Here is a 22,427-nt window from a genome sequence, read left to right as displayed (position 1 = left end):
GGGTGGGGGACATGACCAAGCGCGAGAAGGTCATCAGGATGTCGGTCGAGCAGCCGCTGTGGCGTGCGCTCACGGCATACCGCGTACTGACGATGCTGTACGCGATCGGGCTGTTCGTCAGCGCGTACGGCGAGTTCGTCCGCCCCTGGGTCGCCGTCGCCTATTACGTCGTCCTGTTCGTCTGGACGGTGGCCACTCTCCCCAGGGTCGCGAACGCGGCGAGCTGCACCAAGCGCTTCCTCGCCCTCGACCTCACCGTCGCGCTCACCGGCATCCTGCTCACCCCTGTCGCGGACGCGCACGACCGGATCGTGGCGGGTGGCCCGACGCTCCCGTCGATATGGACCGCGGGTGCCGTGCTGGCGTTCGCCGTCAAGGGCGGCTGGCGCTGGGCGGCCTTCGCCTCCACGCTCGTCGCGGTCGCCAACGTCGTCGAGCGCGGCGCCCCGACCCGCGACACCGTCCACAACGTGATCCTTGTCTGGGTCGCCTCGATCGCCATCGGATACGTCGTCGAGGTCGCCCGTGCCTCCGAGCGCACCCTCGCCCGTGCCCTGGAGATCGAGGCCGCGACCCGCGAGCGTGAGCGCCTCGCCCGCGACATCCATGACGGCGTCCTGCAGGTCCTCGCCATGGTGCAGCGGCGCGGTTCCACGCTCGGCGGCGAGGCCGCGGAGCTGGGCCGGATGGCCGGCGAGCAGGAAGTGGCGCTGCGCACGCTGGTCTCGGGCGGCATGGTCCCCGTCTCGCGGGTCTCCGAGGACGCCGCGCTCGGAGCGGTCGTACGAGCTGTCGACGAGCCGGACGACGAGGGCCCCGTCGATCTGCGCGCGCTGCTCGCCCCGTGTGTCACCGCGCGCGTGACCCTCTCCGAGCCCGGCGCCCCGGTGCCGCTCGCCCCGGCCGCCGCAAGGGAGTTGGCCGCCGCTGTCGGTGCCGCCCTGGACAATGTCCGCAAGCATGTCGGCGAGAGCGCCCGGGCCTGGATCCTGGTCGAGGACGAGCCGGAAGCGGTGATCGTGACCGTCCGCGACGAGGGCCCGGGCATCCCGGAGGGACGGCTCGACCAGGCGGAGGGGGAGGGGCGGCTCGGCGTGGCCCAGTCGATCCGCGGCCGGCTGCGCGACATCGGCGGCGCGGCCGAACTGATCTCGGTCCCGGGCCAGGGCACGGAGGTCGAGTTGACGGTACCGAAGGTTGCGCGATCGAAGGTCGCACGGGGGAAGGCGGAGAAGTGATGGCGGACATGGTGGGGACGGAGAAGCGCGTGGGCGAGGACCCGATCAAGGTCATGGTGGTGGACGACCACCCCATGTGGCGCGACGCCGTCGCCCGCGACCTGGCCGCGTCCGGCTTCGAGGTGGTCGCCACCGCGGGCGACGGCGAGCAGGCGGTGCGCCGCGCCCGGGCCGCCGCGCCCGACGTCCTCGTGCTCGACCTGAACCTGCCCGCCAAACCCGGCGTCCAGGTCTGCAAGGAACTGGTCGGCGCCAACCCGGCGTTGCGCGTCCTCGTCCTGTCGGCCAGCGGTGAGCACGCCGATGTGCTGGAAGCGGTGAAGTCCGGTGCCACCGGCTATCTGCTCAAGTCGGCGTCCACGCAGGAGCTGACCGACGCGGTGCGCCGTACGGCCGTCGGCGACCCGGTGTTCACACCGGGCCTCGCGGGTCTGGTCCTCGGCGAATACCGCCGACTCGCCTCCGAGCCCGTGCCCGCCGCGGGTGCCGACGAGCCCAAGGCCCCGCAACTCACCGACCGCGAGACCGAGGTGCTGCGCCTGGTTGCCAAGGGCCTGAGCTACAAGCAGATCGCCGAGCGCCTCGTCATCTCCCACCGCACGGTTCAAAACCATGTGCAGAACACCCTGGGCAAGCTGCAACTCCACAACCGCGTGGAGCTGGTGCGCTATGCCATAGAGCGCGGCCTGGACGAGGCGTAAACCTCACGGACCAAGGCGTAAACCTGACGCACACCCACCTTCGAGTGAAAGCGACTGATCAACACCCGCACAATTCACCGGAATCGCCGTTCCGCCCCATGCCGAAGTGACCTGGATCACTATTAGCGTGAGTCCCATCAGGCAACCGCGGCGAAGGGATTTTCCATGCGGGTCGGAGTATTGACCGGAGGCGGCGACTGCCCCGGACTCAACGCCGTCATCCGAGGCGTCGTCCGCAAGGGCGTGCAGGAGTACGGCTACGACTTCGTCGGCTTCCGGGACGGCTGGCGCGGGCCGCTCGACAACGACACCGTCCGGCTCGACATTCCCGCCGTGCGCGGCATCCTGCCCCGCGGCGGCACCATCCTCGGCTCCTCGCGCACAAATCCCCTGAAGCAGGAGAACGGCATCCGCCGGATCAAGGAGAACCTCGCCAAGCAGGAGGTCGAGGCGCTCATCGCGATCGGCGGCGAGGACACCCTGGGCGTCGCCGCGCGTCTGGCCGACGAGTACGGCATCCATGTCGTCGGCGTACCGAAGACCATCGACAACGACCTCTCCGCCACCGACTACACCTTCGGCTTCGACACGGCCGTGGGCATCGCGACGGAGGCGATCGACCGTCTGCACACCACCGCGGAGTCGCACATGCGGGTCCTCGTGGTGGAGGTGATGGGTCGGCACGCGGGCTGGATCGCTATCCACTCCGGGCTCGCGGGCGGCGCGAACGTCATCCTCATCCCCGAGCAGCGCTTCGACGTCGAGCAGGTCTGTGCGTGGGTGACCTCGCGTTTCAAGGCCTCGTACGCCCCGATCGTGGTCGTCGCCGAAGGGGCGATGCCCAAGGACGGTGACGTGGTCCTCAAGGACGGCTCGCTCGACTCCTTCGGCCACGTCCGCCTCTCCGGAGTCGGGGAGTGGCTGGCCAAGGAGATCGAGAAGCGCACCGGCAAGGAGGCCCGCACCACGGTTCTCGGCCACGTCCAGCGTGGTGGTACGCCCAGCGCCTTCGACCGCTGGCTCGCCACCCGCTTCGGGCTGCACGCCATCGACGCCGTCCGCGACGGCGACTTCGGCAAGATGGTCGCCCTGCGCGGCACGGACATCGTCCGCGTCCCGATCTCGGAGGCCACATCCAAACTGAAGACGGTCGACCCAAAGCTGTACGAGGAGGTAGGCGTCTTCTTCGGCTGACCCACGCGGGTCCCTGGGCTTTCCGGTCCCTGGGCCTCCCGGGGTCCGGGCCTCCCGGGGTCCGGCCCCGCGGCCCATGGCCCAGGACCCAGGCTTCTCGGTTGCCTGGGCCTTCGGTCCCCGGGCCCTGGAACAAGCGGTCCGGCGGTGGTGTGAGGGTGCGGGCTTCGACGAGGTCCTCGCTGTGCTGGACGTGTCCGTCATCGGTCCGCGGGTGCCACGCAGCGTGATCACACGCGGGCCCGCCCGCCCTCGGCATTTACCTGTGTCCCGTCGGCGCCTGCCCCCCGCGTGGTTCAGCGCCACGCGGGGGAGGGCCCCCGAGCGACCGGTGCGGTTCGTCGCCGACGGCTGAGGGCGGCGGCCGCATGACGGGATTCCTCGCCGAGCTCGGCCGTCGGCTCGCCGCATGCTGGTCCACCCTCCCCGTGCTGCCCGGCCTACCCGCTCGTCGCGGTGACCGCCCGATCGAGGGCGTGCCGCCCGGCGCAGGGCCGCGACTTGGCCGAGCGGCTGCGCCGGTGGCTATGAACCGGAAGGATGGCGAAAGCACCGCGAAGAGCTCAGTGAAACCCCGTGAAGCCAGCCCCCAGCCAAGCCCCGCGCACCCCCGTAATCCCCCCGCACCGCCGTAACGCCCGCACCCCCGTAAAGCCCCCGCACCCCCCGGGAGGGCCCCGTGGAAATCCTTGCCTTCGGCGTCCAGGCCGACGAGAGGCCCCTGCTCGAGAAGGCCTTCGCGGGCCATCACGAGGTCCGCTGCCTCGACGTCTTCCTGACGCAGGACACCGCTCCCATCGCGGCCGGGTACGAGGCCGTCTCCACCAGCGTCAACTGCGGACTGGGCCACCGGGTGCTCCAGACCCTCGCGACCGGCGGGACCCAGCTGATCGCCCAGCGTTCCACCGGCTTCAACAACATCGACCTCGAGGTCGCCGAGCGCCTCGGCATGACGGTCGCCCGGGTCTCGTACTACTCGCCGTACTCGGTCGCCGAGTTCGCCTGGACGCTCGGCATGGCCGTCAACCGCCGTATCGTGCGCGCCGCCACCCGCACCCGCGACTTCGACTTCCGCCTCGACGGGCTGATGGGCCGCGACATGCACGGCCGCACCGCCGGGATCCTCGGCACCGGCAAGATCGGCGAGGCGTTCGCCCGGATCGCCCACGGCTTCGGCATGAACCTGCTCGGCTGGGACGTCGCTCAGAACCCCGCCTGCCTCGACCTCGGCATGAAGTACGTCCCCAAGGAGGAACTCCTCGCCGAGTCCGACCTGGTCACCCTGCACGTGCCACTGATGCCGGAAACCCAGCGCCTCATCGACGCCGCCGCGCTGCGCGCGATGAAGGACGACGCGATCCTGGTGAACTCCAGCCGCGGCGGCCTGATCGACACCCAGGCCCTTGTCGCCGAACTGCGCGAGGGCCGCTTCACAGGCATCGGCCTCGACGTGTACGAGGCGGAGGCGGGGCTCTTCTTCCTCGACAAGTCCCTGGAGGCCGTCGAGGACGACACCCTGGCCCGCCTCGTCACGTTCCCGAACGTCCTGGTCACTTCCCACCAGGCGTACTACACCGTCGACGCCGTCGGCCAGATCATCGACACCACGGTGCGCAATGTCCTCGACTACACGGCGGGCCGCCGCTCGGAGAACGTGCTGGTGCCCACCAGCTGACCGATCAGCTCCCGTACGACGGCGGTCCCGTTCAGCGTCAGCACCGACTCCGGGTGGAACTGCACCCCCGCGACTGCATCCCTGGGCGCGCCTCCGGCACGACGTGGCCCGCGCAGCGCGTGCACCTCTCCGCTGTCACTGCGGCTCACCTCGACGTCACGGGCAGCCAGCTCCGCCGCGACCTCGGCATCACAGCGCGCCACGAAGCTGTTGTAGAACCCGACCGTCTCGGCCCGGCCGAAGAGATCGACCTCCGTCTGCGCGCCCTGGTACGGCACTTCCTTCCGTACGATCTCCAGGCCCAGCTCCGCCGCGATCAGCTCGTGGCCGAGGCAGACGCCGAACAAGCCGTGCCGGTGCCCCCGGACGACCTCCGACGTGAGCGCCCGCAGGAACCGCATCTTGGGATCGGCCACGTCCGACGGGTCACCCGGACCGGGGCCCAGCACGACCGGCCCCGGGTGCGCGAGAACCGCCTCCCGCAGCCCCGGCTCGTCATACCGTCGCACGGTCACCTCCAGCCCCGACGACCGCAGCACATGCGCCAGCATCGCCGTGAACGTGTCCTCGCCGTCCACGACGAGCGCGTGCCCCTGAAGCGCCTCGGACCGCTCCTGCATCCGCAGCCAGAACGGCGCGAGCGAGTCCCGCCGCCCGTCGAGCGCCGCCCGCACCCGCGGATCGTCGGCCAGCTTCGCCCGTACGCCCTCGGCGCGCGGCCTCTTCCCGACGACCCCCAGCGCCCCCAGCACCCCGGCCGCCTTCGCATGCGTCTCGGCGACCTCGCCCGCCGGATCCGATCCCCGTACGAGCGTGGCGCCGACCGGTACCCGCAGCCGACCGCCCGCGTCGATGTCGGCGGTCCGGATCAGGATGGGGGAGTCGAGGGTCTGGGCCCCGCCCGCATCGCGCCCGATCAGGGCCAGCGCCCCCGCGTAATAGCCCCGCCCGCCGACCTCGTGGCGCTCGATCACCCGGCACGCGTTCTGCACCGGTGACCCCGTGACGGTCGCCGCGAACATGGTTTCGCGCAGGACGTCCCGCACATCCAGCGAGGACCGCCCCCGCAACTCGTACTCGGTGTGCGCGAGATGGGCCATCTCCTTCAGCCGCGGCCCGATGACGACACCGCCCATGTCGCCGACCGTGCACATCATCTTGAGCTCCTCGTCGACGACCATCGAGAGCTCCTCGATCTCCTTGCCGTCGGAGAGGAAGCCGAGCAGGCCGTCCACGGAGGGGCCCTCGGCCGGATAGCGGTACGTCCCGCTGATCGGGTTCATCACGACGGTCCCGCCGGACATCCGCACATGCACCTCGGGGCTCGCCCCCACCAGCGTGCGCTCCCCCGTGTGCACCACGAACGTCCAGTACGCGCCGCGCTCCCCGACAAGCAGCCGACGGAACAGAGCAAGGGCGTCGGCCCTCCCGAACCCCGGGATCTCCCCCTCGTACGTACGCCGGATGACGAAGTTCGCGCCCTCGCCGCGTCCGATCTCCTCGCGCAGCACGCGCCCCACGATGTCGGCGTACTCCTCGTCGGCGACGTCGAAACCGCCGCCCTCGACCCGCACATCGTGCGTGGGCAGCTCCGACAGCACCTGCTCCAGCGGCAGTTCGTACCTCTCCTCGGGGATCAGCGCCGCGAGCGGGGTGCCGTCGTCGCGGACGTCGAAACCGCGCTCCCGGATCTGCCGGTACGGGATGAGCGCGAGGCCTTCGTCGGGGAGGTCGGCGAGACGGTCGTAGGTGCTGACCGGGCCGAGCAGCAGCTCCACGCTCTCGTGGTCGTGGCCCGGAGTGCGGCGGCGCAGCAGGGCGAACGGACGGGGATCGTCCAGCAGGTCGAGCAGGTTCATCGGTCTGTTCCTTCTCACTCGGAGAGCTCACGGGGAGAGGCGCTGAGAGAGGAACGACCCCGGGAAACACCGAAGGCCGCCCCTCGGGCGGCCTTCGCGAAGTCTTGCGTACGCGCAGTCAGTGGGCCGCCGGATGAGCGGTCCACCACCAGTTCTGGGTCGAGTGCGCGAACATGCGCCGCACCTTACCCGACGTCGAGGGTCGGGCAACAGCGTGAACCGATCGCGCGCGACGTTCGGACTGACCGGTCACCGGCCATGGATGGCATGGCAATCAAGCCCGACCGAGGAGTGAGCCATTCACGCAGTCCGTTCACCCCAGCTCCGCCGCGGAGGCGTCCGCGCGCTCACGGTGTTCGCCGCGGCAGCGGCCCTCGCCGCAGGCCCGCTCGGCGCCGCCCGCGCCACCGAGACCGACGACACGACCACGGTCAGCTACCGCGGCCACGACTTCACCGTCCCCGACTCCTGGCAGGTCGTCGACCTGGAGAAACATCCCGACGTCTGCGTCCGGTTCGACCGGCACGCGGTGTACTTCGGCACGCCCGGCGACCGGCAGGACTGTCCGGCGGGAGCAGCAGGACATACCGAAGCGCTGCTGATCCAGCCCACCGCCGCCGTGCGGAGTACCGCCACCGAGAACCGCACCGCCCGCACCTACCGGGTCACCGCCGACCGGATCGCCGTGACCGCCGCCTACGGGCAGGACCGTCAGCGGATCCGGGACATCCTGCGGGGCGCCGGTCTGCCCGTCGCCGCCGCGCAGGCCGAGCCGACCGCCGGGGCGCCCGCCGCGACGCCCCTCCCCGTCGACGCGACGTCCTTCCGGGGCGAGGGCTTCGACGCCTGCACCGCGCCGGGCCAGTCGGCGATGGACGCCTGGCGGGACGACTCCGACTACGGGGCCGTCGGTGTCTATATCGGCGGGATCAACCGCGCCTGCGCCCAGTCCAGACTCACCGCCGGATGGCTGCGGACGCAGTACACCAACGGCTGGCGGTTCTTCCCGCTGTACGTCGGCCGGCAACCCTCCGCCGACGGGGGCAGTTGCGGAGGGAACTGCGTGCCGATCAGCAACCCCGTGCCGGAGGGCACCGCAGCCGCCGACGACGCGGCCCGGCAGGCGGCCGCGCTGGGCTTCGACAAGGGCACGGTGATCTACAACGACCTGGAGCACTACAACCCCACCCCCACCGTGACCAGCCAGGTGCTGGCCTACCTCGACGCGTATACCGAGCGCCTGCACACACTGGGCTACCGCTCCGGCGCATACGGCAGCACCTCGTCCCTGGTCACCGACCTGGTGACCAACCGCAGTCGCATCACCCTGCCCGACGTGATCCATTTCGCCCGCTGGAACGGCCTGCCGACGACTGCCGATCCGACGATTCCCGCGAGCCTGTGGGCCAAGCACCAGCGCGTTCACCAGTACAAGGGCAACACGACCGAGACCCACGGCGGCGTGAAGATCTCCATCGACCGGGACCGGCTCGACGTGGATTAGCGGGTGGATCCGCAACGTGCCTGCTCCGGGCGACCGCACGGACCTCTCGTGGGGACGCCCGGAGCACTCCCGATCGAGCGCTGCCCGTCTCAATTGATGGGCATGGGGATGGACGCCCGACATGACCCCGTAATGTTGTACGGGTGACCGTGAACGCTAAGTCCAGCGCGAGCGCTGGCAACACCTGGCGAGACCTGCCCGCGGCGCAGCAGCCCGAGTACCCCGATGCCGAGGCCCTGCGCGATGTGATCGCGGACCTCGAGTCGTATCCGCCGCTCGTCTTCGCGGGCGAGTGCGACCAGCTGCGCGCCCGGATGGCGTCCGTCGCCAAGGGAGAGGCGTTCCTTCTCCAGGGCGGCGACTGCGCCGAGGCCTTCGACGCGGTGTCGGCCGACCACATCCGCAACAAGCTCAAGACCCTGCTCCAGATGGGCGCCGTGCTCACGTACGCCGCCTCGGTGCCGGTCGTGAAGGTCGGCCGCATCGCCGGCCAGTACTCCAAGCCGCGCTCCAAGGGCACCGAGACCCGCGACGGCGTGACCCTGCCGACGTACCGCGGTGACTCGGTCAACGGCTTCGACTTCAACGAGAAGGCCCGTATCCCGGACCCCGAGCGCCTGAAGCGGATGTACAACGCCTCCGCTTCCACGCTCAACCTGGTCCGCGCCTTCACCACCGGCGGCTACGCCGACCTGCGCCAGGTGCACGCCTGGAACCAGGACTTCGTGAAGTCGTCCCCGTCCGGCCAGCGCTACGAGCAGCTCGCGCGTGAGATCGACAACGCGATGAACTTCATGCGCGCCTGCGGGACGGACCCGGAGGAGTTCAAGACCGTCGAGTTCTACGCCTCCCACGAGGCGCTGCTCCTCGACTACGAGTCGGCTCTGACCCGCGTCGACTCGCGTACGGGCCACCTGTACGACGTCTCGGGCCACATGGTGTGGATCGGTGAGCGCACCCGTCAGCTGGACGGCGCGCACATCGAGTTCGCCTCGAAGATCCGCAACCCGATCGGGATCAAGCTGGGCCCGACGACGACGGCCGAGGAGGCGCTGCAGTACATCGAGCGTCTCGACCCGGACCGCGAGCCGGGCCGCCTGACCTTCATCGTGCGGATGGGCGCGGACAAGGTCCGCGACAAGCTGCCCGAGCTGGTCGAGAAGGTCTCCGCCTCCGGCGCGACCGTGGCCTGGGTGACCGACCCGATGCACGGAAACACCTTTGAGGCGGCCTCGGGTCACAAGACCCGCCGCTTCGACGACGTGCTCGACGAGGTCAAGGGCTTCTTCGAGGTCCACAAGGGTCTGGGCACGCACCCGGGCGGCATCCATGTCGAGCTCACCGGTGACGACGTCACCGAGTGCGTGGGGGGCGGCGACGAGATCTTCGTCGACGACCTGCACCAGCGCTACGAGACGGCCTGCGACCCGCGCCTGAACCGCAGCCAGTCCCTTGACCTGGCCTTCCTGGTCGCCGAGATGTACCGGGACCAGTAGCCGTCCACTGGCTGGTGCGCCTGTTATGGGTGCGTGTATTGGGGCGCGGATCACATACGATCCGCGCCCCTCTCCACTTTTACGGACCCTGCGAGACGGGTAAGGTTAGGTTAGCCTCACCGATTAAGGGGATGGCACGACCTGATGAATCCCGCCGGGAGGTGAACCGCGTGTACGTCTGCAACTGCTTCGGTGTGACCGAGGCGCAGGTGAAGAAGCACGCGGAGGGCGGTGCCTGTACCCCCCGGCAGATAGCGTCGGCGTGCAAGGCGGGCACGGACTGTGGTTCGTGCGTCCGCAGGATTCAGGCCCTGCTGGGCCGGGGCGCGTGCCCGCGCCGTGAGCTTGCGGACGAGGGTAGGCCGGTTCTCTCGCAGGTCCCGGTGTCCGCGTCGTTGGACGAGGCCGCTTAGGGCCTGTCCGGCGGATCAGGCCGGAGGGAAGCAGCGGCGCCTTGTCAGCGCAGGCGAGCGGGGTCTGGTGCGTTGAGCTGCAAGGCGGAGGAGGGCGTCGACGCGGAGCGTCGGCAACCGACGACAACGCCGCAGATCGGCGTGCCAGACCCCGCGTCTCCGGCATGATCCGCCGGACAGGCCCTGAGCCGTTCAGCTGTCCGGCTGCTCGATCTGCTGCGCGATGTAGAGCGACTCGCCGAGCTTTTCCACCAGCTCGAGCTGCGTGTCCAGATAGTCGATGTGGTGCTCCTCGTCCTCGAGGATCGACTCGAAGATGTTCGCGGACGTGATGTCGCCCTTGGCGCGCATCACCTCGATCCCGCGCTTGAGGCGGTCGATCGCCTCGACTTCCACCTGCCGGTCGGCCTGGAACATCTCGGTGAGTGTCTGCCCCACGCGGACGTGGAAGAGCCGCTGGTAGTTCGGCAGGCCGTCCAGCATGAGGATGCGCTCGGTGATCTTGTCCGCGTGCTTCATCTCGTCGATGGATTCCGCGCGCGTGTACTTGGCGAGCTTGGTCCAGCCCTTGTTGTCCTGGATGCGGTAGTGCAGCCAGTACTGGTTGATCGCCGTCAATTCGCCGGTGAGCTGTTCGTTCAGAAACTCGAGGACCTCGGGGTCGCCCTGCATCGCAGAGGCTCCTTCCAGGCGGGAACTGGGCAGGTTGCGCCGCATCCTTGCACCGGCGCCTCGCAGGCGTCCAGTAAGTACACGCTTAGTAGGAGTTGCCCCGAATTGGCCCGAAGCTGGTCAGGGGCACTGTCCCGGGTCTGTCAGGATGGAGTCATGGGTCAGCCGGTGGAGCACAGAACTGGAGAAGCGGCACAGCCGGAGCTTCCGCCGGGGCAGCGACTGCAGCGCGGCTGGCCGGTCACGCACTACGGCCCTGTGCCCAAGTTCCGCTCCGAACGCTGGGAGTTCAGGGTCTTCGGCGCCACCGCCGACGGTGAGAAGCACTGCTGGAGCCACGAGGAGTTCACAGCCCTGCCGTACGCCACCGTCGTGGCCGATCTGCACTGTGTCACGAAGTTCAGCATGATCGGGGCCGAATGGGGCGGCATCCCGGCGCGTACGATCCTGGAAATCGCCCCGCCCGCGCCTGCCGCCACTCATGTCATGGTCTGGGCCGAGTACGGATTCAGCTCGAATCTGCGCCTCGAGGACTTCGCCTCCGACCGCACGATCTTCGCCACCCACAAGGACGGCGAACTGCTCACCGCGGAGCACGGCTTCCCGCTTCGCCTCGTCGTTCCCCACCTCTACGCCTGGAAGGGGCCCAAGTGGGTCCGCGGTGTGGAGTACATGACGGCCGACCGTCGCGGCTTCTGGGAGGAGCGCGGCTATCACAACATCGGCGACCCGTGGCGCGAGCAGCGCTACTCGTACCAGGAGGAGCCCGGGGACGGCCCCGAGCTCTGACTCCCGCACCGTACGAGCGCCGGTCAGTGGTGATACCGGTGCACCACGGCGTGGCCCTTGCCGCGGCCGATGGTCCACTTGTTGACCGGGGTGGTGACCACGAAGGCGACCGCCAGTGAGAACGCGAGCGCGCCCCAGAACAGCGGGTCGCCGAGGTTCGCGTCCATCGCTCCCGGCCATAGCGTGATCACGCCGTTGTCGACCAGCTCCATCACGGCGATGGAGAGGGTGTCGGCGGCGAGTGCCACCCGGATCGCGGTCCGCAGGCCGACGCCCGCTCTCAGTACTCCGCGCAGCGTGAGCGCGTAGCCGAAGAAGAAGGCGAGCGTGATCGCCAGGATCAGCGTCGGCGCGTTGCCCCAGCCGAGGGCGGTGCCGATCACCATGCCGAGCACCTCGCCGATGGCGCAGCCGGTGAGGCAGTGGAGGGTGGCCTGGACGGCCATGGACCAGCTCGCGGTCGGGTGTTCCTGGTGGTGCGTGTGCGTCTCGTGATGCGCGTGTTCCTCTTGGCGCGCGTGCTCCTCGTGGTGCGCGTGTTCTTCGTGCCGCATGGCCGGCCCCCAGCGTCGGACGACAGTTCCTGCACCGAGCCAGAACCATATACCCCCTAGGGGTATTCCCGTCAGTCGTCCCTGAGTTTTTTCAGCCGTTCCACGTCCGCCGCGTGTCCCTCCTTCCCGCCCGGCGTTTCGATGATCAGCGGTACGCCCTCGGTGGCGGGGTGGGTCATCAGAGCGCGGAACGGGTCCTCGCCGATGTGGCCGGAGCCGATGTTCTCGTGGCGGTCCTTGTGAGCGCCGACCACATCCTTGGAGTCGTTGGCGTGGATCAGCTTGAGCCGGCCCTCGCCGACGGTGTCGACCAGCAGATCGAGGGTCTGGTGCATGCCGGTCGGCCCGGTCAGGTCGTGGCCCGCCGCGTAGATGTGGCAGGTGTCGAGGCAGACGCCCAGCTTCGGGTGGGCGTCCAGTGCGTCGAAGTACGGCCCGAAGTCCCAGGTGCGGGAGCAGAGGGAGGCACCCTGGCCCGCGGTCGACTCGAGCAGCAGGAACGGGTCGTCGTCGTGGGTCAACTCGTCCAGCAGGGGCAACAGATACTCACGTACCTGCTTGAGCGCGACGGACCGGTCCCGGCCACCGGTGGCGCTCCCGGTGTGCACGACCACGCCCAGGACGCCGATCTCCCGCCCGCGTCGCAAGGAATGCCGCAGCGACTGCACCGACTTCTCGACCGTCGCCTCGGTGTGCGAGCCGAAGTTGATCAGATACGGGGCATGGACGTACGCGGGGATCGACTCGGCGGCGCAGGCGGCGCGGAACTCCTCATCCTGCTTCGGGTTTCCGGCGGGCGTCGCCCAACCACGCGGGTTGGCGACGAACACCTGGACGGTCTCGGCCCGGAGGTCGCGCGCGTAGGTCAGGCCGACGGAGTTGAGACCGCCGGCCACGGGAACATGGCCGCCGACGGGGTTGCGGAGCTGCTTGCTGGTCACACCCATCAGGGTGTCATGCGGCCCCGGGCGCCCCGTCGGCGGACCTCACGCCTGCCTCCCGCCCGGCCTCAGCGGATCTCGATGGTGATCGTCGACCCCTTGGGCGCCGTCTCACCGCCGTCCACCGACTGGCTCCTGACCGTGTCCCCGAAGAGTCCGAGCAGCCCACGGTCCTCGTCGACCTCGAACCCGGCATCCTCCAGAGTCTGCTTGGCGTCGTCCACGCTGTCACCCACCACGTCCGGGACCTCGACTATCTCGGGACCCTTGGAGATCGTCAGCGTCACGATGTCGCCCTCGGCGGCCTGGCGGCCCGCGCCCGGCGACTGTTCGGCGACCAGACCCTTGTCGAACTCCGAGTTGACCTGCTTCGAGGCGATCCTCACCTTCAGACCCGCCTGCTCCAGCTCCGCCGTGGCGTCCTCGACGGACGCGCCCGTGACCTCCGCGATCTCCACCGGGCTGCCCTTGCTGACGGTGATCGCGACGGCCGACCCGGAACGCCGCGTGGTCCCCGCATCCGGGTCCGTGCTGATCACGAAGCCCCGGGGGACGTCCTCGCTGAACGTGCGCGTGACCATGCCGGGCGCCAGGCCCTCGTCCCTCAGCACGGCCTTCGCCTTGTCCAGCCGGTAGCCCTGCAGATCGGGCACCTTCACTGTCCCCGGGCCGGAAGAGATGACCAGCGCCACGGAGTCGTTGTCACGGATCCGGGAGCCTGGCGCCGGGTCGCTGCTGATGACCGTGCCGCGCTTGACGGTGTCGCTGTTTCGCCGAGTGACCTTCCCTACGTCGAGACCGGCTCCCTCGATCCGCGACTTGGCCTGCGCCTCGGTCTGCGCCAGCAGCAGCGGGACCTTGGTGAACTGGCCGGAGTTGATGTACCAGACGCCCGCGCCGAGGCCGAGGACCAGCAGGATCGCGGTGACGATCGCGATCGTCCCGCGCCGCGGTGCGGGCATCCCGCTCCGGGGGCGCGAGGCGCGCCGCGACGCCGGGGGCGGCCCGGACTCGAACCGGCTGGTGTGCTCGAACCGGCTGGTCCGGTTGAGTGCGGCAGCGTCGTTCTCGTCGTGCTCGTTCACCGGCAGCAGCCGCGGCAGGGACAGCGAGCGCGGGATCACACTCGTACGGTCCTCGGCGTTGCCGTGGCCCGAGGCGAGCGCCCGGGGCGGCACGGCGTCGAGCTGTTCGGCGGTGAGCCCGGTCCGCGCCTGAAGGACCTGGCCGAGGAGCTCCACCGCGTCGTACGGGCGCACCTCGGGGTTGCGGGCGGTCGCCGAGGCGACCAGCTCGTCCAGGGCGAAGGCCATCCCCGGCACGGCGGCCGACGGAGCCGGTACGTCCTCGTGGAGGTGCTGGTAGAGCACCTGGGCGGGGGAGTCCCCGGAGTGCGGCTTGTCGCCGGTGAGCATCTCGTAGAGGACGACGCCGCACGCGTAGACGTCGACGCGGGTGTCGGCGGTGCCGTGCTCGATCTGCTCCGGAGCGAGATACGACACGGTGCCGAGAACGGCCCCCGTCGTGTTCGTGACGGTGTCCACGGCTCGTACCAGTCCGAAGTCCGCCACCTTGACCCGGCCGTCGTCCCCTATCAGGACGTTCTCCGGCTTCATGTCGCGGTGCACGAACCCGGCGCGGTGCGCGGCGCCGAGGGCGGCCAGCACCGGCTCCAGGATGTCCAGCGCGGCCCGCGGCTGCAGTGCCCCGCGATCGCGCAGCACGTCGCGCAGGGTGCACCCGGCGACGTACTCCATGGCCAGATAGACGTACGACCCGTCCGTGCCCTGGTCGAAGACCTGCACCACATTGGGGTGCGCGAGCCGGGCCACCGACTTGGCCTCCCGGATGAACCGCTCGACGAACGAGCCGTCGGCGGCCAGAGTCGGGTGCATCACCTTGAGCGCGAGCACGCGGTCGAGGCGGGTGTCCAGGGCCCGATAGACCGTGGCCATCCCGCCGACCGCGATCCGTGCGTCGACGCGATAGCGGCCGTCGAGCACGCGCCCGACAAGCGGGTCCTGAAGGGTCGTATCCACGCAGGCGAGTGTACGAGCCGCCACTGTCAACGCTGCCCGCTCGGCCCGTACAGGCCCGGGACTGCAGCGGACCTGTGACGCACCTCGCCCCCCGTCCACGACAACGCAGGCCGCACCCGCCGACGGCGAGCTGCCCCCACGGGCGACGCCCACCTTCCGATCGACCGGAAACGGGCGGTGCGCGGGCGCGAGAAAAAACCGCAGCGCCGGAGGCTAGAAGGCAGGCCGCTCGGGATCCAACCGCGCCACGCCCTCCTCAGGAGACGAGGCCAGGGCAAAGCGCCGCCGAGGAATCCGCCCCGCACGCCACGCAAGCCGCCCAGCGTCCACCGCATGCTTCATGGCCTCCGCCATCAACACCGGTTCCTGCGCCCGCGTCACAGCGGAGGCGAGCATCACACCCGCACACCCGAGCTCCATCGCCAACGCCGCATCCGACGCCGTACCGGCCCCCGCGTCCAAAATCACCGGCACGCGCGCGTGCTCCACGATCAGCTGGAAGTTGTGCGGGTTCCGGATCCCGAGCCCGGACCCGATGGGCGACCCGAGCGGCATGATCGCGGCGCACCCGACGTCCTCGAGCCTGCGCGCGAGCACGGGGTCGTCGTTCGTGTACGGCAGCACCGTGAACCCGTCGTCGACCAGCACCTCCGCCGCCTCCAGCAGCTCGATCGGATCGGGCAGCAACGTGCGCTCGTCGGCGATGACCTCCAGCTTGATCAGCTCGGTACCGAGCGCCTCGCGCGCGAGCCGGGCGGTCAGTACGGCCTCTCCCGCGGTGAAACACCCCGCCGTGTTCGGCAGCACGCGAATGCCGAGCCGGTCGAGCACGGACAGCACCGACCCGTGCGCCGAAGGGTTCACGCGTCGCATCGCGACCGTCGTCAGCTCCGTGCCGGACGCCACGAGCGCCCGCTCCAGGACATCGAGGCTGGGCGCACCCCCCGTACCCATGATCAGACGGGACGAGAAGGTCGTACCCCCGAGGACAAAAGGATCGTCGGCCATGGGTCAGCCTCCTTGGACGGCGGTGAGGATTTCGACACGGTCTCCCTCGGAGAGGGACGTGGACGACCACTGCGCGCGCGGGACGACGGTTTCGTTGAGTGCGGCGGCTATACCGGACGGGGCCGCTGTCAGGGTGGCGACGAGCGTGTCGAGGGCGGTGTCGGCGGCGATCGGGCGCCGCTCTCCGTTGACGAAGATGTTCATGCGGGCTGCTCCGTGCGGACGGCGGCGGCGCTGAAACGCGCGGCGGTGAAGGGGCGGGCCACATCGGGGAGCTCCCCCGTGGTCAGGACGTGCGCCATCACGTCCCCGGTGACGGGCGTGAGCAGGACGCCGTTGCGGTAGTGGCCGGTGGCCAGCAGGAGCCCCTCGAGTCCGGTCGGCCCGAGCAGCGGCGCGTTGTCGGGCGAACCGGGGCGATGCCCGGCGCGCGTCTCCGTGAGCGGCAGCTCGGTGATCCCGGGGACCAGCTCATGGGCGTCGCGCAGCAGCTCGTAGACCCCGCCCGCGGTCACCGTGGTGTCCCAGCCGAGCTCCTCACTCGTGGCGCCCACGACGAGCTCGCCGTTCTCGCGCGGCACCAGATAGACCTGGCTCCCGCGCACGACGGCCCGCACGGTCCGGTTCAGGAAGGGCGCGTACCGCTGCGGCACGCTCAGCCGCAGCACCTGCCCCTTCACGGGACGCACGGGCGGCAGTACGTCGTCGGGGACGCCCGCGAGCTTCCCGCTGAGGCTTCCCGCGGCGAGCACCACCTGCCCCGCCGTCGGCCGGTCGCCGTCCGTGGTGACGACCCCGGCGGCCCGATCCCGTACGACGGTCAGCCGCTCCGCCCACGCCCGGTGGAACCTCACTCCGGCCCGCTCGCACGCTGTGACCAGGGCCTTCGCCAGCCGCCGTGGGTCGATCTGGTGATCACCGTCGACCCGGAGCCCGCCGCGCACACCGGGCGCGAGCATCGGCTCCAGACGGCGGCACTCGCGACCGCTGAGCCACTCCGAGTCGAGCCCCGACCGCTGTTGCAGGGCGTGCAGTTCGCGCAGATGGGCGCGGTCGTCGGCGTCCAGCGCGACCGCAAGCGTGCCGCACCGGCGGTAGCCGAGATCCTGGCCCGTCGCCTCGGTGAGCTCGGTCACGAAGTCGGGATAACGGCGCGCGGAGGCGAGGTTCAGGCCCAGCAGGGTCTGTTCGCCGTAATGCAGCTCGGTGACGGCGGCGAGCATTCCGGCCGCCACGCGCGCGGCTCCGCCGCCGGGCTCGGGGTCCACGACCGCGGTGGCGAACCCGCGCTGAGCGGCCCGCCAGGCCGTGACGAGACCGATGATTCCGCCCCCGATGACAAGGACGTCTGAGGTATGTGTACGTGTAGGCGACATGGGCGTCCAGCCCCTCCCTTCGCCGGCATGACCCGGATCAGGTTCGTACGGTCGGAGGCCGCCAGCCTCCCTCTCAGCCCGGTGCGTCCGGGCTCCCGCGAGTGGTTTTCTGTGCTGGGGTCCGGGGGGCGTCCCCCGGGAGATGCAGCACGTTGGCTAGCGTAGCCCGCTGCCGTATGTCTCAGTAAGGGAGCCTCCGTCCATGGCCCGTTCGCTCGACGGACTCGTCCTCGCCCCGGTCGCCGATCAGGCGCCGGGACAGGTGGGTACCCGCACCCGGTTCGCCTATCACGAGCGGGACGGCGAGATCTGGGCCGAGTACGCGGGCGGGGATGTCGTGCGGGGCCATCTCGTGGGGACGCGGGAGGGCGACCGCCTCGATTTCCGGTACGTGCAGTTGAAGCGGGGCGGCGCCACGTCCTCGGGGCACTGCGTGTCGCTCGTCGTAGAGCTTCCCGACGGGCGGCTGCGCCTGGAGGAGACCTGGGAGTGGGAGTCTCAGGCGGGCAGTGGGACGAGCGTGGTGGAACAGGTGGAGCAGGCCGGACAGGTCGAACAGGTCGAACAGATCGCACGTTCGACGGGCAATGTGGAACAGGTCACTGAGCACGTCCGCTGACTGACGGATTTTCAGGTGTCTATGGTGATCAGGTGAGCGAGCAGACGCAGGCACAGGGGCGTACGGGACGGCAGGTCGTCATCGTTGGCGCGGGCATGGCCGGAGTGCAGACCGCGGTGGCCCTGCGCGACAAGGGCTTCACCGGCGGCGTGACGCTGATCGGCGCCGAGCCCCACCAACCGTACGACCGCCCGCCGTTGTCCAAAGCGGTGCTGCTCGGCAAGGCCGAGGGCTCCGCCTTCGACGTCGACTTCGAGGCACTGGACATCGAACTGCGGCTCGGCTGCGAGGCGCTGGGCGTGCGCCCCGCGGACCATGAGCTGGACACCGAGGCCGGGCCGGTGCCGTACGACGTGCTGGTCCTGGCGACCGGGGCGGAACCGATCCAGCTGCCGGGCGCGCAGGGCGTACCCGGCGTCCATCTGCTGCGCACCCTGGACGACGCCGAGCGGCTGCGCCCCGTGCTAGCCCGGCAGCACGACATCGTGGTCGTCGGGGCGGGCTGGATCGGCGCGGAGTTCGCCACCGCGGCGCGCGAGGCCGGGTGCGCGGTGACCGTCGTCGAGGCCGCCGACCGGCCGCTGGCCGGGGTACTGCCCGCCGAGGTGGCCGACCCCATGACGGCCTGGTACGCCGACAGCGGGGCGTCGTTGCGCACCCACGCGCGCGTGGAGAGCGTCGAGCCCGGCGCGGTGATCCTGGACGACGGCTCCCGGGTGCCCGCCGGCGCCGTGGTCGTCGGTATCGGCGCCCGCCCCGCCACTGACTGGCTCGCCGACTCAGGCATCGAGCTCGGGGCCCACCGCGAGGTCGTGGCCGACGCGCACCTGCGCACCTCCGTGCCGGACGTCTACGCGGTGGGCGACTGCGTTTCCTTCCCCTCGGGACGGTACGAGGAGCGACTCCTCGTCCACCACTGGGACAACGCCCTGCAGGGCCCGCGCACGGTGGCGGCGAACATCATCGGCGAGGTGCCGGCGGCGTACGACCCGGTCCCGTACTTCTGGTCCGAGCAGTTCGGCCGCTTCGTCCAGTACGCCGGCCACCATGCGTTCGCCGACACGACGATCTGGCGCGGCGACCCGTCGGGCGCCGGCTGGACGGTCTGCTGGCTCCGCGAGGCCCGCCTCGTCGCCCTCCTCGCCGTCGGCCGGCCCAGGGACCTGGCCCAGGGGCGCCGCCTGATCGAGGCGGGTACGCCGATGAACCCGGAACTGCTGTCGGATCCGTCCCGCCCCCTGAAGGACGCGACGGCGTAGCGGTGCGGGCAATCGAAAACGTATGCGATCTGCGCGACTCGGAACTGTGACTGGTCGAGATAGATGTCAGCGGCTCACCAGCAGACCTGGGCTTGAGCAGCTCGGTGGGCACGTTGCTTGTCACCAGATGGTCGGCCTTGTTGTCACCTGATCCGACTTTTCAGCCCGGTTGTCGCCCAAGCCGATGGCGATGCCACTGCCCGAAGAGGTTCCACCGGACGGTCAGACGCTCCAGCTGTAGAGGCCACCACCCGTGCTCACCGCAGACGCCGCTAGCCGGGACACTCCCTGCAGGACCGCCAGTAGATCATCGTCGGTCATATCGTCCCCGTCGGCAGACCTGAGCCTCGCGGTCCAGCGACCTGCCAGCTCCTCCAGCTCGGTGGAGCTGGCGTTGGCCAACGCCAGCGTCAACCGCTGCGGCAGAGCGAACACCTCAACGCCATCGTTCAAGGGGGCAGTGACCCACTCCGGCCACGACCACCCAAGGAGCTGCTCAATCGGCGGGACCTCGGCAGAGGGCTCCTTGAAGTACATGTCCCACTCCGCGATGGCACTGTCCGGCTCAATGAAACGGCAGCTCACAGACTCAAAGGCCTGACCAGGTCCCCCCGGCGCGTCGCAGCGGCAGACTCGTCGTCGGGAGCGAGGAAGAACACTATGTCGTGGGCCATCTCAGCATGATGGCAGCCCGCCGAACTGGGCGCCGGTGGCAGATATCGCAACCAGGTGACATGGATCTCGACCAGTCACAGGAACCCGGCTCGGAGGGTGCTCGGGTACCGACTGTCAGTCGGGGATGGCAGGCTTGTCCCGTGACCGAGATTGACGCAAAGATCGATGCTCTCGTCCCCGCCTGGCTCACCCTCCCCGACATCGCGGAAATGCTCGATGTCGAGGTGACCCGCGTCCGGCAGCTGGTCAAGGAGGGCCAGCTGATCGCCGTACGCCGTGGTGAGAACCGCGCGCTGCACGTCCCCGCCGCCTTCATCGACGGGGCCGAGCAAAAGGTCGTCAAGGGCCTGTCCGGCACCCTGACGCTCCTGCGGGACGACGGTTTCTCCGACGAAGAGATGCTCGAGTGGCTCTTCACCTCCGACCCGACCCTGCCCGGCACCCCCGCGCAGGCTCTGAGCGAGAATCGCGGCACGGAGGTGAAGCGCCGCGCCCAGGCGCTCGCCGTCTGATCCGACAACCGTCCGGCGTACGGACCACGATCGGCCCCGGACCACCCCGGGTCGACGTGGTCCGTACGCACCGCACCACGGGGGACACACGCATGCCCGAGAACGCCGTCACCGCCCGCACCCGGCTCGCCGACGCCCGCGTCTACCTCTGCACGGACGCCCGTAAGCGCCAGGGCGACCTGGCCGAGTTCCTGGACGCGGTCCTGGCGGGCGGCGTCGACATCGTGCAGCTGCGCGACAAGGGTATGGAGGCAGCAGAGGAGCTGGAGCACCTCCAGGTCTTCGCGGACGCCTGCGCCCGCCACGGCAAGCTCCTCGCGGTCAACGACCGTGCGGACGTCGCCCACGCGGCCCGCGCCGACGTCCTGCACCTGGGCCAGGGCGACCTCCCGGTCCCGGCGGCCCGCGCCGTCCTCGGTGACGAGGTACTGATAGGCCGCTCCACACACGCCGAGTCCGAGGCCCAGGCCGCCGCCGTCCAGGAGGGTGTGGACTACTTCTGCACCGGCCCCTGCTGGCCCACCCCCACCAAGCCCGGCCGCCACGCACCCGGCCTCGACCTGGTCCGTCACACCGCCGCACTGGGCACGGACCGGCCCTGGTTCGCCATCGGCGGCATCGACCTCGGCAATCTCGACGAGGTACTGGAGGCGGGCGCCCGCCGTGTCGTCGTCGTGCGGGCGATCACCGAGGCGGACGATCCGGCAGCGGCGGCGGGAGAATTCGCGAAGCGGCTGCGTCACGCATAGCTCCGCACGGTCGTCCGGATCAGTTGTTGTCCGACGGTTTGTTCGATCGTTTACCCAAGGGTGCCCGAGGGTGCCCGAGGTGCCCGATGGCTGTCCGATGCCTGTCCGAGGGGTGGACAACAAATCGACATATCGGACAATTCTCTTCAGTTCGGTTGGGTGACCGGCGCCCCCTGGCTAACCTGCGGGTATGGCCCTCGGATCTGCTTCCACCAGGACTGACCGCGCACGCACCGTGCGCGACATGCTCGCGACCGGCAAGACGACGTATTCGTTCGAGTTCTACGCGCCGAAGACCCCCAAGGGCCAGCGGAGCCTGTGGAACGCGCTCCGCCGGGTCGAGGCCGTCGCGCCCGACTTCGTCTCCGTGACCTACGGAGCCGGTGGCTCCACGCGCGCGGGCACGGTCAAGGAGGCCGAACAGATCGTCGTCGACACGACGATCACCCCGGTGGCCCACCTCACCGCGGTCAACCACTCCATCGCGGAACTGCGCAACATCATCGGCCAGTACGCGGACGCCGGTATCCGGAACATCCTCGCGGTCCGGGGCGACCCGCCCGGCGACCCCATGGGCGAGTGGGTGCCGCACCCCCAAGGCCTCACCTACGCGGCCGAACTCGTCCGTCTCATCAAGGAGTCGGGCGACTTCTGCGTCGGCGTCGCCGCCTTCCCGGAGATGCACCCCCGCTCCGCCGACTGGGACGTGGACGTCGCACACTTCATCGACAAGTGCCGGGCCGGCGCGGACTATGCGATCACCCAGATGTTCTTCCAGCCCGAGTCGTACCTGCGTCTGCGCGACCGCGTCGTGGCGGCCGGCTGCGCGACACCGGTGATTCCCGAAGTCATGCCGGTGACAAGTGTGAAGATGTTGGAACGACTTCCCAAGCTCAGCAACGCCGCGTTCCCGGATGCCCTGAAAGAGCGGATCCTCACAGCCAAAGACGATCCGGCGGCTGTACGCTCCATTGGCATCGAGTTCGCGACGGAGTTCTGTGCGAGGCTGCTGGACGAGGGAGTCCCCGGACTGCACTTCATCACGCTCAACAACTCCACGGCGACCCTGGAAATCTACGAGAATCTCGGCTTGCACCACCCGCAGCAGGCCTAGACCGGTCGCACCCACGTACGACACACTGCGTAGCGGCCAC

Annotated in this window: 23 protein-coding genes and 1 riboswitch; of the genes, 13 read left to right on the top strand and 10 right to left on the bottom strand. The window is 69.9% G+C overall.

Going from position 1 to position 22,427, the window contains the following annotated elements; all coding sequences use genetic code 11:
- The first annotated feature begins 11 nt into the window (after positions 1-11).
- The 4 genes from AB0D57_RS04600 (at position 12) to AB0D57_RS04585 (ending at position 4,808) form a co-directional block, all read left to right on the top strand.
- The gene (locus tag AB0D57_RS04600) at positions 12-1,238 is read left to right on the top strand and encodes a DUF5931 domain-containing protein (RefSeq protein ID WP_362066936.1); all 1,227 of its coding nucleotides are present in this window, start codon (positions 12-14) and stop codon (positions 1,236-1,238) included.
- Between the two features lie 53 nt (positions 1,239-1,291).
- The gene (locus AB0D57_RS04595; protein ID WP_362067067.1) at positions 1,292-1,939 is read left to right on the top strand and encodes a response regulator transcription factor; all 648 of its coding nucleotides are present in this window, start codon (positions 1,292-1,294) and stop codon (positions 1,937-1,939) included.
- Between the two features lie 165 nt (positions 1,940-2,104).
- A complete protein-coding gene (locus tag AB0D57_RS04590; protein ID WP_362066934.1) occupies positions 2,105-3,133 on the top strand; it encodes a 6-phosphofructokinase in 1,029 nt (342 codons plus the stop codon).
- Positions 3,134-3,812: 679 nt separating this feature from the next.
- Positions 3,813-4,808 (top strand): 2-hydroxyacid dehydrogenase, encoded by a 996-nt coding sequence (locus AB0D57_RS04585; protein ID WP_362066932.1) that lies wholly within the window; start codon positions 3,813-3,815, stop codon positions 4,806-4,808.
- On the opposite strand, the gene AB0D57_RS04580 is transcribed toward AB0D57_RS04585, so the two are convergent.
- Positions 4,760-6,667, bottom strand: a complete 1,908-nt coding sequence (locus AB0D57_RS04580) for an anthranilate synthase family protein (RefSeq protein WP_362066930.1) — start codon at positions 6,665-6,667, stop codon at positions 4,760-4,762. The genes AB0D57_RS04585 and AB0D57_RS04580 overlap by 49 nt on opposite strands.
- Before the next feature lie 118 nt (positions 6,668-6,785).
- Complete coding sequence (locus tag AB0D57_RS04575; protein ID WP_071528813.1) at positions 6,786-6,842, bottom strand: trp operon leader peptide; 57 nt, start codon at positions 6,840-6,842, stop codon at positions 6,786-6,788.
- Positions 6,843-7,019: 177 nt separating this feature from the next.
- Here AB0D57_RS04575 and AB0D57_RS04570 point away from each other — a divergent pair, with 177 nt between their 5' ends.
- The 3 genes from AB0D57_RS04570 (at position 7,020) to AB0D57_RS04560 (ending at position 10,080) form a co-directional block, all read left to right on the top strand.
- Positions 7,020-8,171: a glycoside hydrolase domain-containing protein gene (locus AB0D57_RS04570; RefSeq protein ID WP_362066928.1), complete on the top strand. Its 1,152-nt coding sequence runs from the start codon at positions 7,020-7,022 to the stop codon at positions 8,169-8,171.
- 143 nt (positions 8,172-8,314) lie between these two features.
- Entirely contained in the window at positions 8,315-9,667 is a 1,353-nt protein-coding gene (locus AB0D57_RS04565) for a class II 3-deoxy-7-phosphoheptulonate synthase (RefSeq protein ID WP_362066926.1), read from the top strand.
- Between the two features lie 131 nt (positions 9,668-9,798).
- Positions 9,799-10,080, top strand: a complete 282-nt coding sequence (locus tag AB0D57_RS04560) for a (2Fe-2S)-binding protein (protein ID WP_362066924.1) — start codon at positions 9,799-9,801, stop codon at positions 10,078-10,080.
- Between the two features lie 192 nt (positions 10,081-10,272).
- Here the strand turns inward: AB0D57_RS04560 and bfr are convergent, their stop codons facing one another.
- On the bottom strand, positions 10,273-10,752 hold the full coding sequence (bfr, locus tag AB0D57_RS04555) for a bacterioferritin (RefSeq protein ID WP_362066922.1): 480 nt from the start codon (positions 10,750-10,752) through the stop codon (positions 10,273-10,275).
- Between the two features lie 156 nt (positions 10,753-10,908).
- Between bfr and AB0D57_RS04550 the strand changes: the two genes are divergently transcribed.
- On the top strand, positions 10,909-11,541 hold the full coding sequence (locus AB0D57_RS04550; RefSeq protein ID WP_362066920.1) for a sulfite oxidase-like oxidoreductase: 633 nt from the start codon (positions 10,909-10,911) through the stop codon (positions 11,539-11,541).
- A gap of 23 nt (positions 11,542-11,564) precedes the next feature.
- On the opposite strand, the gene AB0D57_RS04545 is transcribed toward AB0D57_RS04550, so the two are convergent.
- The 6 genes from AB0D57_RS04545 to thiO all read right to left on the bottom strand — a co-directional run bounded on the left by AB0D57_RS04545 (position 11,565) and on the right by thiO (position 17,459).
- A complete protein-coding gene (locus AB0D57_RS04545) occupies positions 11,565-12,095 on the bottom strand; it encodes a DUF4396 domain-containing protein (protein ID WP_362066918.1) in 531 nt (176 codons plus the stop codon).
- 71 nt (positions 12,096-12,166) lie between these two features.
- Positions 12,167-13,036, bottom strand: a complete 870-nt coding sequence (locus AB0D57_RS04540) for a deoxyribonuclease IV (protein ID WP_362066916.1) — start codon at positions 13,034-13,036, stop codon at positions 12,167-12,169.
- Positions 13,037-13,104: 68 nt separating this feature from the next.
- Entirely contained in the window at positions 13,105-15,075 is a 1,971-nt protein-coding gene (gene pknB, locus AB0D57_RS04535; protein ID WP_362066914.1) for a Stk1 family PASTA domain-containing Ser/Thr kinase, read from the bottom strand.
- Positions 15,076-15,288: 213 nt separating this feature from the next.
- Positions 15,289-16,083, bottom strand: coding sequence for a thiazole synthase (locus AB0D57_RS04530; RefSeq protein ID WP_362066912.1), 795 nt, complete (start codon positions 16,081-16,083; stop codon positions 15,289-15,291).
- A 3-nt stretch (positions 16,084-16,086) separates the two neighbouring features.
- Complete coding sequence (gene thiS / locus AB0D57_RS04525; protein ID WP_362066909.1) at positions 16,087-16,287, bottom strand: sulfur carrier protein ThiS; 201 nt, start codon at positions 16,285-16,287, stop codon at positions 16,087-16,089.
- On the bottom strand, positions 16,284-17,459 hold the full coding sequence (thiO, locus tag AB0D57_RS04520) for a glycine oxidase ThiO (RefSeq protein WP_362066907.1): 1,176 nt from the start codon (positions 17,457-17,459) through the stop codon (positions 16,284-16,286). The genes thiS and thiO overlap by 4 nt, the downstream gene beginning before the upstream one ends.
- A riboswitch (TPP riboswitch) is annotated at positions 17,457-17,568 on the bottom strand. Its footprint overlaps the gene before it by 3 nt.
- 93 nt (positions 17,569-17,661) lie before the next feature.
- Between thiO and AB0D57_RS04515 the strand changes: the two genes are divergently transcribed.
- Together AB0D57_RS04515 and AB0D57_RS04510 are read left to right on the top strand one after the other, a co-directional pair.
- Positions 17,662-18,078: a hypothetical protein gene (locus AB0D57_RS04515; protein ID WP_362066905.1), complete on the top strand. Its 417-nt coding sequence runs from the start codon at positions 17,662-17,664 to the stop codon at positions 18,076-18,078.
- Positions 18,079-18,110: 32 nt separating this feature from the next.
- The gene (locus tag AB0D57_RS04510) at positions 18,111-19,337 is read left to right on the top strand and encodes an FAD-dependent oxidoreductase (protein ID WP_362066903.1); all 1,227 of its coding nucleotides are present in this window, start codon (positions 18,111-18,113) and stop codon (positions 19,335-19,337) included.
- A gap of 222 nt (positions 19,338-19,559) precedes the next feature.
- Here the strand turns inward: AB0D57_RS04510 and AB0D57_RS04505 are convergent, their stop codons facing one another.
- On the bottom strand, positions 19,560-19,874 hold the full coding sequence (locus AB0D57_RS04505) for a hypothetical protein (RefSeq protein ID WP_362066901.1): 315 nt from the start codon (positions 19,872-19,874) through the stop codon (positions 19,560-19,562).
- Between the two features lie 278 nt (positions 19,875-20,152).
- On the opposite strand from AB0D57_RS04505, the gene AB0D57_RS04500 reads away from it, so the two are divergent.
- From AB0D57_RS04500 to metF, 3 genes are all read left to right on the top strand, one after another.
- Complete coding sequence (locus tag AB0D57_RS04500; RefSeq protein ID WP_362066899.1) at positions 20,153-20,524, top strand: Rv2175c family DNA-binding protein; 372 nt, start codon at positions 20,153-20,155, stop codon at positions 20,522-20,524.
- A 92-nt stretch (positions 20,525-20,616) separates the two neighbouring features.
- On the top strand, positions 20,617-21,273 hold the full coding sequence (thiE, locus tag AB0D57_RS04495; protein ID WP_362066897.1) for a thiamine phosphate synthase: 657 nt from the start codon (positions 20,617-20,619) through the stop codon (positions 21,271-21,273).
- A gap of 190 nt (positions 21,274-21,463) precedes the next feature.
- Positions 21,464-22,387, top strand: coding sequence for a methylenetetrahydrofolate reductase [NAD(P)H] (gene metF / locus AB0D57_RS04490; RefSeq protein WP_362066895.1), 924 nt, complete (start codon positions 21,464-21,466; stop codon positions 22,385-22,387).
- The last annotated feature ends 40 nt before the right edge of the window (positions 22,388-22,427 follow it).

The organism is Streptomyces sp. NPDC048275 (genome assembly GCF_040652275.1).
Lineage (GTDB): Bacteria > Actinomycetota > Actinomycetes > Streptomycetales > Streptomycetaceae > Streptomyces.
Note: the sequence above shows the minus strand (reverse complement) of the source record. Positions and strands in the feature narration are given on the sequence as shown.

Bases quoted from the DNA above. Each gene is read 5' to 3' on its own strand.
- AB0D57_RS04600 (WP_362066936.1), top strand. From the start codon at position 12: ATGACCAAGCGCGAGAAGGTCATCAGGATGTCGGTCGAGCAGCCGCTG.
- AB0D57_RS04595 (WP_362067067.1), top strand. From the start codon at position 1,292: ATGGTGGTGGACGACCACCCCATGTGGCGCGACGCCGTCGCCCGCGAC.
- AB0D57_RS04590 (WP_362066934.1), top strand. From the start codon at position 2,105: ATGCGGGTCGGAGTATTGACCGGAGGCGGCGACTGCCCCGGACTCAAC.
- AB0D57_RS04580 (WP_362066930.1), bottom strand. From the start codon at position 6,667: ATGAACCTGCTCGACCTGCTGGACGATCCCCGTCCGTTCGCCCTGCTG.
- AB0D57_RS04560 (WP_362066924.1), top strand. From the start codon at position 9,799: ATGGCACGACCTGATGAATCCCGCCGGGAGGTGAACCGCGTGTACGTC.
- bfr (WP_362066922.1), bottom strand. From the start codon at position 10,752: ATGCAGGGCGACCCCGAGGTCCTCGAGTTTCTGAACGAACAGCTCACC.
- AB0D57_RS04550 (WP_362066920.1), top strand. From the start codon at position 10,909: ATGGGTCAGCCGGTGGAGCACAGAACTGGAGAAGCGGCACAGCCGGAG.
- AB0D57_RS04545 (WP_362066918.1), bottom strand. From the start codon at position 12,095: ATGCGGCACGAAGAACACGCGCACCACGAGGAGCACGCGCGCCAAGAG.
- AB0D57_RS04530 (WP_362066912.1), bottom strand. From the start codon at position 16,083: ATGGCCGACGATCCTTTTGTCCTCGGGGGTACGACCTTCTCGTCCCGT.
- thiS (WP_362066909.1), bottom strand. From the start codon at position 16,287: ATGAACATCTTCGTCAACGGAGAGCGGCGCCCGATCGCCGCCGACACC.
- thiO (WP_362066907.1), bottom strand. From the start codon at position 17,459: ATGTCGCCTACACGTACACATACCTCAGACGTCCTTGTCATCGGGGGC.
- AB0D57_RS04515 (WP_362066905.1), top strand. From the start codon at position 17,662: ATGGCCCGTTCGCTCGACGGACTCGTCCTCGCCCCGGTCGCCGATCAG.
- AB0D57_RS04505 (WP_362066901.1), bottom strand. From the start codon at position 19,874: ATGTACTTCAAGGAGCCCTCTGCCGAGGTCCCGCCGATTGAGCAGCTC.
- thiE (WP_362066897.1), top strand. From the start codon at position 20,617: ATGCCCGAGAACGCCGTCACCGCCCGCACCCGGCTCGCCGACGCCCGC.
- metF (WP_362066895.1), top strand. From the start codon at position 21,464: ATGGCCCTCGGATCTGCTTCCACCAGGACTGACCGCGCACGCACCGTG.